The organism is Salinispora mooreana (assembly GCF_000379065.1).
GTDB classification, from domain to species: Bacteria; Actinomycetota; Actinomycetes; order Mycobacteriales; family Micromonosporaceae; genus Micromonospora; species Micromonospora mooreana.
In genome coordinates this window covers 831,532-843,562 of the sequence record NZ_KB900614.1, presented here as the reverse complement: position 1 = coordinate 843,562, position 12,031 = coordinate 831,532, and the positions used below count along the sequence as shown (strand labels likewise).

8 protein-coding genes and 1 pseudogene are annotated in these 12,031 nt (G+C 69.6%); 6 read left to right on the top strand and 3 right to left on the bottom strand.

Features of this window, described 5'->3' with window-relative positions; all coding sequences use genetic code 11:
* The first annotated feature begins 163 nt into the window (after positions 1–163).
* The 6 genes and pseudogenes from SALPAC6_RS27180 to SALPAC6_RS0103980 all read left to right on the top strand — a co-directional run bounded on the left by SALPAC6_RS27180 (position 164) and on the right by SALPAC6_RS0103980 (position 8,564).
* A pseudogene (locus SALPAC6_RS27180) lies at positions 164–757 on the top strand (lactonase family protein).
* Positions 758–841: 84 nt separating this feature from the next.
* A complete protein-coding gene (locus SALPAC6_RS0104000; RefSeq protein ID WP_018252154.1) occupies positions 842–2,572 on the top strand; it encodes a substrate-binding domain-containing protein in 1,731 nt (576 codons plus the stop codon).
* Positions 2,573–2,853: 281 nt separating this feature from the next.
* Positions 2,854–4,329: a sugar transferase gene (locus SALPAC6_RS0103995; RefSeq protein ID WP_018252153.1), complete on the top strand. Its 1,476-nt coding sequence runs from the start codon at positions 2,854–2,856 to the stop codon at positions 4,327–4,329.
* A gap of 115 nt (positions 4,330–4,444) precedes the next feature.
* Complete coding sequence (gene xylA, locus SALPAC6_RS0103990) at positions 4,445–5,632, top strand: xylose isomerase (protein ID WP_018252152.1); 1,188 nt, start codon at positions 4,445–4,447, stop codon at positions 5,630–5,632.
* Between the two features lie 12 nt (positions 5,633–5,644).
* Complete coding sequence (gene xylB, locus SALPAC6_RS0103985; RefSeq protein ID WP_018252151.1) at positions 5,645–7,105, top strand: xylulokinase; 1,461 nt, start codon at positions 5,645–5,647, stop codon at positions 7,103–7,105.
* Between the two features lie 34 nt (positions 7,106–7,139).
* Positions 7,140–8,564, top strand: a complete 1,425-nt coding sequence (locus SALPAC6_RS0103980) for an MFS transporter (protein ID WP_018252150.1) — start codon at positions 7,140–7,142, stop codon at positions 8,562–8,564.
* A gap of 13 nt (positions 8,565–8,577) precedes the next feature.
* On the opposite strand, the gene SALPAC6_RS0103975 is transcribed toward SALPAC6_RS0103980, so the two are convergent.
* The 3 genes from SALPAC6_RS0103975 to SALPAC6_RS0103965 all read right to left on the bottom strand — a co-directional run bounded on the left by SALPAC6_RS0103975 (position 8,578) and on the right by SALPAC6_RS0103965 (position 11,999).
* Complete coding sequence (locus SALPAC6_RS0103975; protein ID WP_018252149.1) at positions 8,578–9,531, bottom strand: carbohydrate ABC transporter permease; 954 nt, start codon at positions 9,529–9,531, stop codon at positions 8,578–8,580.
* 4 nt (positions 9,532–9,535) lie between these two features.
* Positions 9,536–10,588, bottom strand: a complete 1,053-nt coding sequence (locus SALPAC6_RS0103970; RefSeq protein ID WP_018252148.1) for a carbohydrate ABC transporter permease — start codon at positions 10,586–10,588, stop codon at positions 9,536–9,538.
* Between the two features lie 67 nt (positions 10,589–10,655).
* Complete coding sequence (locus tag SALPAC6_RS0103965; RefSeq protein WP_018252147.1) at positions 10,656–11,999, bottom strand: ABC transporter substrate-binding protein; 1,344 nt, start codon at positions 11,997–11,999, stop codon at positions 10,656–10,658.
* Positions 12,000–12,031: the final 32 nt, after the last annotated feature.

Sequence of the window (12,031 nt, the reverse complement as noted above, 5' to 3'; positions counted from 1 at the left end):
CGACCGGGGCGGGCACCCGCCTCACCGCGGCGGCTACCGGCCAGCGGGGTGGCTGGCTCCAGGGGTGGAGCCGCGCTGTGGCGTTCCGGCCTTCCGGTCTGATGCGCCGCTACGTGGGTGAACCTCTGGTTGGATCGGAGAGGTCGGCGCGGAGGGTGGTCCGGTGGCGGTTCAGGGTGCGTTCGTCCATCTCGGTTGCTACACGGGCGGGCGCCGGGGGCCGCGGCGAGGGGATTGTTGTCGCCCTGCGGGAGCCGGATTCGGGTGCGCTTGCGCCGCTCGGCACGGTCGCGGTCACCCCGGCACCGTCGCGACGGGAGCGTGGCGGTATTCCCGCTTGACGGGCAGGGGGTGCCTGGGGCGAGTACCGACCTGGTCCGGCATGCGGGTCACGGCCCGGACCCACAGCGGCAGGAGCGGGCGCACACCCACATGGTCGCTCCGGGCCAAAACGGAGGGCCGCTACGTCGCGAACCGGGGTGTCGGCACGATCGCCGTCTTCACGCTCGACGGCGAGTTGCCCGTGCTGGTCGCCGAGGTGGACTCCGGCGGGAAGTGGCCCCGGCACTTCGCCCGGATCGGTACCAACCTGTACGTCGCGGACGAGCGGGCCGACCTGATCAGCGTGTTCCGGGTCAATCCGGCGACCGGTGTGCCGGCGCCGGTCGGTGATCCGGTGCGTGTCCCGAGCCCCACCTGTGTCCTGCCCTGGACGGCAAACCACAACACATCGGACTTTCTGGCTCACGGAGCGTAGTCAAAGTGGAGTCGGCGGTTGCGTCTGCGTAACTTCGTCCGAACGGACGTAGCCGTTGCTTGGCCGGGTCCGGAGGATGGTCCCGTGTCCCCAGGCCGCCATCGCATCCGAAAGAAGACTCGCGTCACCGGTGTCGCCGCAGCTGTCGGCGTGCTTTTCATTGCTTCTGGTGGATATTTTGGCTACCGGCAGCTGGCCTCGCCGGGCTGCTCCGGTCAGGTCGAGCTCGCGGTCGCGGTCGCGGCGGAGCTGGCGCCGGCGGTCGACGCCGCGGCGACCGAGTGGGAAAACGAGGGCGCGGCGGTTGACGGCACCTGCATTGAGGTAAGCGTGACCGCTTCCGAGCCGGTCGAGATAGCCGCCACCGTCGCGACCAAACACGGTGCCATCCTGGCCGGGGTGGGTCGGGCCAACGGCGCCGCGGTCAGCCCGGATGTCTGGGTGCCCGACTCCTCGGCGTGGCTGCTCCGGCTGAAGAGCGGTGGCGCGACCGCGTTCGACCCGGGTAACGGAGCGTCGATCGCCCGTAGCCCGGTGGTCGTGGGGGTGCCCGAGCCGGTCGCCGCCCGGCTCGGCTGGCCGGCGCAGGAGTTCACCTGGTCCGCGTTGGTCGGCCAGGTCACCAACGCGGAACCGCTCCGGGCCGGCACCGTGAACCCGACCCGGGATGCCACCGGCCTCTCCGGTCTACTCGCGTTGAGCGCCGCCGCGGCGGCTGGGGAGGATGGCCAGACGGCAACTGTCGGTGCGTTACGTGCGTTGTCGGCCAGCAGCGCGGAGCTGCGCCAGGAACTGTTCGCTCAGTTCCCCACCTCCGCAGATCCCACCACGCTGGCCGGTAGTCTCGGCGCGGCGGCGTTGTCCGAGGAGGACCTGCTCTCCTACAACGCCCGGAAGCCGGCGGTGCCGTTGGCCGCGCTCTACCCAACGCCGGCGGCGACACCGTTGGACTATCCGTACGCGGTGCTGCCGGGGATCGGGTCGGCCAAAGCGTCGGCTGCCCGGATGCTGTTCGACGTGCTCACCACCGCCAGCTTCAAGGATCGGTTGGCGTCGTTGTCGCTGCGAGCGCCGGACGGTACCTGGGGCGCTGGGTTCAGCGCGCCCACCGCGGTGCCGAGCCCGGCGGCCGACGGTGGCAACGCCACCAGCGACCTGGATCCACTGGCGGTCGAGCGAGCGGTCTCCAGCTGGTCGATCGCCACCCAGTCCGGCCGAATGCTCTGTGTCATCGATGTCTCCGGCTCGATGCGGGAATCTGTGGCGAGCGCCAATGGCGCGAGCCGCCAGCAGGTCACCCTGGAAGCCGCGGGGCGTGGGCTCCACCTCTTCGATGACAGCTGGCAGATCGGGCTCTGGGAGTTCTCGACCAACCTGGGCAGTGGGCGGGACTACCGGCGGCTGGTCGAGATCGGCCCGCTGAGTAGTCAGCGCAGCGAGCTTGAGGCGGCGTTGACCCAGATCCAGCCGACCCGGGGCGACACTGGTCTTTTCGACACGGTGCTGGCGGCGTACGAGGCGGTCCAAGAGGACTGGGATCAGGGGCAGGTCAATTCGATCGTGCTCTTCACCGACGGTAAGAACGACGACGACAACGGCATCAGCCAGCAGCAACTGATCGCCGAACTGGAGCGGATCAAGGACCCGGAGCGGCCGGTGCAGGTGGTTCTGATCGGGATCGGCGCGGACGTCAGCAAGGCAGAGCTGGAGTCGATCACGAAGGTTACCGGTGGCGGCTCCTTCATCACCGAGGACCCGACCAAGATTGGTGACATCTTCCTGAAGGCCATCGCATTGCGCGAGACAGATTCCTGATCCGAGTCTCAGCACGAGACGGACTCCTGATCCGAGTCTCAGCGTCGAGTTTGCCGCCGGTGCCGAGACCGATCGGCGGGCCGGAGTCGGCCGGGGCGGCAGGCCGGGGTCGGCTGGGCGACGGTCGCGCAAAGTGACGGCAATACGTCGGAAAGAATCCGTGCCCATAATGCTCGGGGCAGGATGTCGTTGTTCCGGCGAGAACTAGGCCATCTCGGCTCGGACCGTCGGGCCGTTTCTTAGCCGTGACCACCAGGGGCGAGGTGAGGTGGGGAGGGTCGGTGAATGCGGCGATGCTGTTGACCCTCGGCCGGTCAACGGCGGGCGGCCTGTCCCCGCCGAGGACGCGCGCTGCCCTGCGGTCCTACCTCCGAGCCCTGTTGGCGCTCGACACCGCGGTGCTGAGCCTCGCCGTTCTCGTCGGGTACCTCGCCGGCTTCGGTATCGGCTCCCCCGGCGGCACCGAGCTCCCCCACATCATGTTGGCATCCGGCCTGGTGCTGGCGTGGCTGGTCTCGCTCAAGGCGTTTCGTTGCTACGACGATCGGGTCGTCGGCTATGGTGCCGACGAGTATCGGCGGGTGAGTGTGGCCAGCCTGCGCCTTGCCGGTGGAATAGTGATCGCCGGCTGGGTCCTGGATGTTGGCGTGCCGCGGGGCTTCCTCATCATCTCCTTCGCCACCGGCGTTGTCGGGCTCGAGCTGGCCCGCTTCGCTGCCCGCAAGAGGCTGCACCGCTTCCGCTCACGGGGCCGCGGGTGGTCCCGGAAGGTCCTTGCGGTCGGCGACACCGCGCACGTTCTGGAGCTGGTGCACACTCTGCGGCGCGAGCCATACGCGGGCTACCAGGTAGTCGGGGCGTGCATCCCGGATGTGTTGCTCGCGCCGGTTCCGCAGCGGTTGGGGGACGTGCCCGTGGTGGGCTCGTTCCGGGGCATCCCCGCGGCCGCCACCGCCATCGGCGCCGACACCGTGGCGGTGACCGCCTCCGGAGAACTGACCGCCACCCGACTGCGTCGGCTCGGCTGGCAGCTGGAGAGCACCGGCGTTGATCTGGTGGTTGCCCCGGCGCTGACCGATGTCGCGGGACCCCGGATCCACACCCGTCCGGTGGCCGGGCTGCCGCTGATCCACGTCGAGGCCCCGGAGTTCCGGGGCACCCGAAAACTGGTGAAAGGACTGGTTGACCGGGCATGTGCGCTCTTCGCCCTGACCCTGCTGCTGCCGTTGCTGATCGTGATCGCGCTGACCGTGCTGGTCGACAGCCGGGGGCCGGTGTTGTTTCGGCAGACCCGGGTCGGGCAGGGGGGCCGGGAGTTCGGGGTGTGGAAGTTCCGCACGATGGTGGTCAACGCCGACGCCCTGCTGGCGGAGTTGGCGGCGCAGAACGAGACCGACGGCCTGCTGTTCAAACTGCGGGATGACCCCCGGGTGACCCGGGTCGGTCGACTGCTGCGCAAATGGTCGCTGGACGAGCTGCCACAGCTGGTCAACGTCCTGTTCGGGCAGATGAGCCTGGTCGGCCCCCGCCCACCACTGCCCTCGGAGGTCGCCCGGTATGACGGCGACGTCGCCCGGCGGCTGCTGGTCAAGCCCGGGATGACCGGCCTCTGGCAGATCAGTGGTCGGTCTGACCTGAGCTGGGAGGACGGCGTCCGGCTCGACCTCTACTACGTGGAGAACTGGTCCCTCGCTGCCGATCTGACCATCCTGTGGAAGACCTTTGGCGCAGTGGTGAACCGCCGCGGCGCGTACTAGGAGTGTTTCGCGACTCCCGCCCTCATCGCTTCGGTGGTGTGCGTGGTGGGCGTTTCGGCCTCGGTCTGGTAAACCAACCACAGAACACGGCGGACGACCCCCCCCGGAGGCTGGCATGGCGCCCCATCCCACCCCTGCCGACAAGTTCTCCTTCGGCCTCTGGACGGTGGGCTGGCAGGCCCGGGACCCGTTCGGCGACGCCACCCGACCGGCGCTGGACGCGGCCGAGGCGGTGCACCGCCTCGCCGAGTTGGGGGCGTACGGCATCACCTTTCACGATGACGACCTGCTCCCCTTCGGGGCGGACGCTGCCACCCGCGACGGCCACCTCAACCGGTTTCGTCGGGCCCTCGACGAGACCGGCCTGGTGGTCCCGATGGTCACCAGCAACCTCTTCACCCATCCGGTGTTCAAGGACGGCGGCTTCACCAGCAACGATCGGGGTGTCCGGCGGTACGCGCTCCGCAAGGCGCTGCGCGCCGTGGACCTCGCCGCGCAGTTGGGCGCGCACACCTTCGTCCTGTGGGGCGGTCGGGAGGGCGCCGAGTACGACGTTGCCAAGGATGTCCGTGCCGCGCTGGACCGCTACCGCGAGGCGGTTGACCTGCTCTGCCAGTACGTGGTGGCGCAGGGATACGACCTGCGGTTCGCGATCGAGCCCAAGCCCAACGAGCCGCGCGGCGACATTCTGCTGCCCACCGTCGGGCACGCACTCGCCTTCATCGCCACCCTGGCCCACCCGGAGTTGGTCGGGCTCAACCCGGAGGTCGGCCATGAGCAGATGGCCGGGCTCAACTTCGCCCACGGCGTCGCTCAGGCGCTCTGGCAGGGCAAGCTGTTCCACCTCGACCTCAACGGCCAACGTGGGGTCAAGTACGACCAGGACCTGGTCTTCGGCCACGGTGATCTGCTCAATGCCTTCGCCCTGGTCGACCTACTTGAGAACGGCGGTCCGGGCGGCGGGCCAGCCTACGACGGCCCCCGGCACTTCGACTACAAGCCGTCTCGCACCGAGGACCGGACCGGGGTGTGGGCCTCGGCCGCGGCGAACATGCGCACCTATCTGCTCCTCAAGGAGCGGGCCGCGGCGTTCCGGGCAGACCCGGAGGTGACCGCGGCGCTGGCCACGAGCCGGGTGGATGAGCTGGCAACACCAACCGTCGCCCCCGGCGAGACCCATGCCGGGCTCCGCGCCGACCGCACTGCCTTCGAGGAGTACGACGTGACTGCTGCCGGTGCCCGCGGCTACCACTTTGTTCGGCTCAACCAACTCGCCGTCGAGCATCTGCTCGGTGCACGCTGAAGGCGGGCCGGAGTGCCGCTCGTCGCCGGGATCGACTCTTCGACCCAGTCCTGCAAGATCGTCATTCGGGACGGGGAGAGCGGTGTCCTGGTCCGCCAGGGTCGGGCGCCGCACCCGGACGGTACCGAGGTTGACCCGGCGGCCTGGTGGTCCGCGCTGGGCGAGGCGGTGTCGGCCGCCGGCGGGCTCGCCGACATCGGGGCGGTCTCGGTCGCCGGGCAGCAGCACGGCATGGTGTGCCTTGACGATGCCGGCGCGGTGGTCCGCCCGGCGTTGCTCTGGAACGACACCCGCTCCGCCGGCGCCGCTGCCGACCTGGTGGCCGAGGCGGGCGAGGGCGACACCGGGCGGCGGTTCTGGGCGGACGCGGTGGGCGTGGTGCCGGTCGCCAGCCTCACCGTCACCAAGCTGCGTTGGTTGGCCCGGCACGAGCCGGGCAACGCCGCCCGGGTGGCTGCTGTCTGCCTACCGCACGACTGGCTTACCTGGCGGCTCGCCGGCGCCCCCGGCCTGGCGGCGTTGAGCACCGACCGCAGCGACGCCAGCGGCACCGGTTACTGGTCCCCGGCCAGCGCAACGTACCGCCGGGACCTGCTCGAGCAGGCGTTCGGTCGGATGGTGACCGTGCCCCGGGTACTCGGTCCGGTGGAGTGGGCCGGCCGACTCGACCCGGCCGTGCTCGCGGGAGCCCCGGAGCTGCCGGAGGTCTCGCTCGGTCCGGGGGCGGGTGACAACGCCGCCGCCGCGTTCGGGGTCGGCGCGGGCCCCGCTGACGTGGTCGTCTCGATCGGCACCTCCGGAACCGTGTGCGGCGTCACGGAGCAACCGACGGCGGACCCGACGGGTACCGTCGCCGGCTTCGCTGACAGCACCGGCCGATACCTGCCGTTGGTCTGTACGCTCAACGCGGCCCGGGTGCTCGACGCCGCCGCGACGCTGCTCGGAGTCAGCCTCGCTGAACTGGCCGACCTGGCGTTGTCCGCACCACCCGGGGCGGACGGCGTGGTCCTGGTGCCCTACCTGGCGGGGGAGCGGACCCCGAACCGGCCGGACGCCAGCGGTGCGGTGCACGGGCTGACGCTGCGTACCGCCACCCCGGCGCACCTGGCCCGCGCGGCCGTCGAGGGAATGCTCTGCGCGCTCGCGGACGGCTTGGACGCCCTCGTCGCGCAGGGCGTCGCCGTCCGGCGGGTGATTCTGGTGGGTGGTGGTGCCCGCTCCGCCGCCGTACGACGGGTCGCTCCGCAGGTTTTCGGTGTTCCGGTGGTCGTGCCGCCCCCTGGCGAGTACGTCGCCGACGGTGCCGCTCGCCAGGCCGCCTGGGCCGTCCTGGGCGGGGCGGAGCCGCCGAGGTGGACCGTGGCCGCGTCGCGGACCTACGAGGCGGACCCGGTGCCGGCGATTCGGGCCCGGTACGCACAAGCCCGGGAGCATGTCATCAACCACGGTGGCGCGCCGTCGTCACCCCGGTGACCGGCCAGTGGGCCGGCCCTGGTTGGCTGCTGGCATGACCTCGGCCACCGGCGGCCCGGTGCGGGCGTGGGGCGGCAGCCCGGCGCACCGGTTCTACAGCGTCGTGGTGTTCGTGCTGCTCGCCTCCCTGGACAATGTGGCGATCGGCCTGGTGCCTCCGCTGTATGGCTCGATCGCCGACGCGTTTGATGTGTCGCGGCACCTACTCGGCCTGGTCACCGCGACCAACTTCCTGGTCAGCGCGGTGGCGGCGGTGGGTTGGGCCTACGTCGGGGACCGCACCAACCGCAAGCCGCTGCTCATGGTTGGCACGCTGATCTGGGCCTTCGGCACTGGTGGCAGCGCGGTGGCGGGCAGCTATCCGACCTTTCTGGCCGCCCAGGTGGTCGGTGCGGTGGGTCTCGGTGCCGTTGGCTCGGTTGGCTTCTCGGTGGTCACCGACTTGATCTCGCCCCGTCGGCGGGGCCTGGTGATGAGCTTCTGGGGGCTGTCCCAGGGGGTCGGCACGCTGGCCGGAACCCTGGTGGGCGGTCTGCTCGGGGCGGCGGACTGGCGACGTCCGTTTCTGGTGCTCACCGTGGTGGGGCTCGGTGCCACCGCGGCCTACCTGTTCACCTTCGACATTCGGCGTGGTCAGAGCGAACCGGAGCTGGCCGACCGGTTGGCCGGTGGCGCCGAGTACGACCACCGGATCAGCCGGGCGGACCTGCCGCGGATCCTTGGCCGACGGACGAACCGCTGGCTGATCCTGCAGGGGGTTACCGCGCAGGCCGCGTTCGGCTCGCTGGTCTGGCTGCCGGTGCTCTTCATCGAACGGGCCGAGGCGCAGGGCTACTCGGCCGCGACGGCGGTCGTGGTGGGCAGCGTCTTCGCCACCCTGTTCCAGCTCGGCGGGGTCTTCTCCATCGTCGGCGGGTTGGTCGGCGATGCGCTGCAACGCCGTACCCCGTCCGGCCGGGCGACGGTCGCCGCGGTCGGGATCCTCGCGGCGCTGCCGTTCTATCTCGTGCTCTTCTTCGTGCCGATCCGCATCGACGTGCCCGACGGAGCTGGCTCGGGCACCATCGTCCGGGCGGTGCTGGCGAGTGTGCTGACCGAGCCGACAGTCGGGCTGAGTCTGCTTACGGCGTTGCTGGCGCTCGCCCTGACCTCGGCCAACTCGCCGAACTGGTTCGCCCTGATCGCCGATGTCAACCCACCGGAGCATCGCGGCACTGTGTACAGTCTCGGCAACCTGGCCAACGGGGTCGGCCGGGCTGCCGGGAACGGAGTGGTCGGGGTGGTGTTCGATGGGCTGCGGACGGCCTTCCCGCCACCGATGAACTACGCGGTGGGGCTCGCCGCATTTCAGCTGTTCTTCGTACCGACCGGGGTCATGTACTGGCTCGCGGCCCGCAGCTCCCCGCGGGACATCGCTGCGGTGCGAGTCCTGCTTCGCCGCCGTGCCAAGCGAATGTAGTACGGGGCGGGGCTCACCCCTTGATACTGCCGGCGAGGAGCCCGCGGACGAAGTAGCGCTGCAACGACAGGAAGACGATCAGCGGCACGACGATCGCGACGAACGCGCCGGAGGTGAGGCGTTGCCACTCGTTGCCCCGGGTTCCGGCCAGCTCGGCGAGGCGGACGGTGAGTGGAGCGGTGTCGTCCCCGCCGCCTGCGAAGATCAACGCGACCAGCAGGTCGTTCCAGACCCAGAGGAACTGGAAGATGCCGTACGCGGCCAGCGCTGGGGTGATCAGCGGCAGCACGACCGTACGGAAGATCTTCGGGTGGGTGGCACCGTCGACCCGGGCTGCTTCCATCAGGTCCCGGGGAAGCTGGGACACGAAGTTGTGCAGCAGAAAGACACCCAGGGGCAGCGCGAAGCAGGTGTGGGCGAACCAGACCTGGACGAAGCGCTGCTCGTCGTTGAGGTTCCAGGCGGGCAGGAGGTCGATGCCGCCGACACTGATGCCCTGGGAGAAGAAACTGAGCAGTGGGACCAGGGCCATCTGTAGCGGGACGATCTGCAACGCAAATATGCCGATGTAGATCCAGTCCCGCCCCCGGAAGTTGATCCACGCCAGCGCGTACGCGGCCAGCGCCGCGAAGGCCAGCGGGAACAACACCGACGGCAGCGTGATGACGATTGAGTTGAGGAAGTAGCTGGCCAGCTGGCCGGCGGACGAGGAGCGGCCGAAGAGCACCTGCTCATAGTTCTCCAGCGTCAGCTGTGGGTCAGCGAAGAACGTCCACCAGCCGGTCGTCTTGATCTGGTCCTCGGGTCGGAAGGACGAGACGAGCAGCCCGAAGGTCGGGAGTGTCCAGACGATCGCGATCACGATCGACACGGCGGTGGCCCAGCGGGTGTTCAGCCGACTGCGCACGCGGCCGGCGATGGTCGGCGGCGTCGCGGCTCCGGCCCGCGTCGGGGTGGTGGTGGTCACGGGGTCATACCTCCCGCTGCCGGCGCAGGCTGCGTACCTGGTAGATGACGATGGGAATGACCAGGATGAACAGGACGACAGCGAGGGCCGAGCCCTGGCCGGTCTGCCCGTACCGGAACGCCTGGTTGTACATCTCGGTCGCGATCACGTTGGTGTTGAAGTTGCCGTTCGTCATCGTGCGGACGATGTCGAAGAGCTTCAGCGTGGCGATCGAGATGGTCACCACCACCACGACCAGGGCGGGCCGGATGCCCGGCAGGGTGATCCGCCAGAACTGCTGCCAGGCGTTCACGCCATCGATGCGAGCAGCCTCGACCATGTCGGTGGGAATGGCCTTGATGGCGGCCGAGAGCACCACCATGGCGAAACCGGCCTGGATCCAGATCATCACCACGATCAGCAGCAGGGTGTTCAGCGGTGGGTTCGCCAGCCACTGCTGGGGCTCGCCGCCGAGCCACACCCAGATCTGGTTGAGCAGGCCGATCTGGTCTGCCTCCGCGGGCCGGAACGCGTAGACGAACTTCCAGATGATGCCGGCGCCGACGAACGAGATCGCCATCGGCAGGAAGATCAGGGACTTGGCCAGGGCCTCGAGGCGGGCGCGGTCAACGAGCACTGCGTAGATCAAACCGACCGAGGTGGCCAGCAGCGGCACCAGCAGCACCCAGAGAGCGGTGTTCCACAGGATATCGACGATCTCGGGCCGGTCGACCATCCAGCCGTAGTTGCGCAGCCCGACCCACTGCGTGCTGTCGCCGTTCCTGAGCGACAGCACGAGGGTGCGGATCGCGGGGATGACCAGGCCGATGCCGAGCATCAGGACCGTGGGCAGCAGAAAGAAGAGGGCGAACAGGCCCTCGCGGGAGCGGCGCCGGCCCGGCTCGAGCGGCCTCCCGGCGGCGACGGCCGCGGCGAGCCGGGCCTGCCGGCGACGGGCGAGCCAGGTGGGGACGACGTCGAGTAGCAGCAGGAGGCCACCGACCACCGCCACGAAGGCGACCACCCCGTACAGCAACATGGCGAGCTTCGGTGCCTCGTCGGCGAAGTCGAAGTTCATCCGCCCTCCGGGGATGCGTGGGCTGGCGGTGGCCCGGCCTCATGGCCGGGCCACCGGGGCGGGTTGATCAGCTGGGCCAGGAACTCTCGATGGCGGCGAGGGCCGCCGCGGTGTCCTTGCCGCTGATCCAGGACACCATCTCCTTCCAGAACGTTCCGGCGCCGACGGCGGCGGGCATCAGGTCGGAACCGTCGAAGCGGAAGATCGTCTGCTCGTCCTGGAGGAGCTCGACCGAGAGCCGGTCGATCGGGTTGGTCACGTTCGAGAGGTCGAGCTTCGTGTTCGCCGACACCCAGTTGCCGAGCTTGGCCCGGCTGTTGGCGTACTCACCGGAGGCGAGGTACGTCTGCACCGCCTGGACCTCCGGGCGGTCGTCGAAGGCGACGGTGAACTCGCCGCCCCCCAACACCGGTTTGCCCTTCGCCGGGTCGATGGGCGGAAAGTAGAACGCGAAGATGTCGCCGTCCTCGGCTACCCGGCTCTCCTCGGGCCACTGGTTGGCGTAGAACGACGCCTGTCGGTGCAGGGCGCACTCGTCCTGGAGGATTGGCAGGCCGCCCTCCTGGAACGAGGTGGTGGCGATGCTCTTCACTCCGCCGTAGCCGCCGTTGACGTACTTCTCGTTTCGTAGGATGGTGCCGGCGCGATCGACGGCCTCCACGACGCGCTGGTCGTCGAAGGGAATGGCGTGGGTGGTCCACTGGTCGTAGACCTCGGGGGTCTGCGTCCGCAGCAGCACGTCCTCGATCCAGTCGGTGGCTGGCCAGCCGGTGGCGTCACCGGACTCGATGCCGACGCACCACGGCGTGATGCCGTCGGCGGCGGCCCGGTCACTGAGTTTGATCAGGTCGTCCCAGATGCTCGGCACCGACCAGCCCTGCTCCCGGAACATCTTCGGCGAGTACCAGACGAATGACTTGACGTTCGAGCCCAGCGGAGCACCGTAGAACTCGCCGTTGACAGTGCTGTACTGGAGCCAGTCGGCGGTGTAGTTCTCCTCGGCCATCGCCTTGGTCTCGGCCGACGCCGGCGTGAGCTTGCCGGCCCGCGCGAAGCGGTTCAGGAGGCCCGGCTGTGGGATGAAGGCGATGTCTGGCGCGTTGCCGCCGTCAACCCGGACCTGGAGCTGTGCCTCGAATTCGCCGCTGCCCTCGTAGTCGATCTCAATGCCGGTGCAGTCGGCGAACTGCTCCCAGGACTGCTCGAGCAGGTCCGCCTCGGCATCGCGGATGGACGCGTAGATGGAGACCTCGCTGCCGCCGTTGCCCTGGTACTGCTCGTATACCGCGCACTCTGGGGAATCGGCCCGGCCGCTGGCGTCGTCGTCGCTACCGCAGGCGGTGGCGACGACAGCCAGGCCGAGCGCGCCAGCTATTGCGAAGGCGTGGCGTGGTCTGGCGAAGACCGCCATGCCGTCCTCCTTCCTGGCCGGCGCGGGTCAGT

What these genes read in the sequence shown, in the direction of transcription:
- xylA (WP_018252152.1), top strand. Translation starts at nt 4,445, where the DNA reads ATGGCGCCCCATCCCACCCCTGCCGACAAGTTCTCCTTCGGCCTCTGG.
- SALPAC6_RS0103980 (WP_018252150.1), top strand. Translation starts at nt 7,140, where the DNA reads ATGACCTCGGCCACCGGCGGCCCGGTGCGGGCGTGGGGCGGCAGCCCG.
- SALPAC6_RS0103970 (WP_018252148.1), bottom strand. Translation starts at nt 10,588, where the DNA reads ATGAACTTCGACTTCGCCGACGAGGCACCGAAGCTCGCCATGTTGCTG.
- SALPAC6_RS0103965 (WP_018252147.1), bottom strand. Translation starts at nt 11,999, where the DNA reads ATGGCGGTCTTCGCCAGACCACGCCACGCCTTCGCAATAGCTGGCGCG.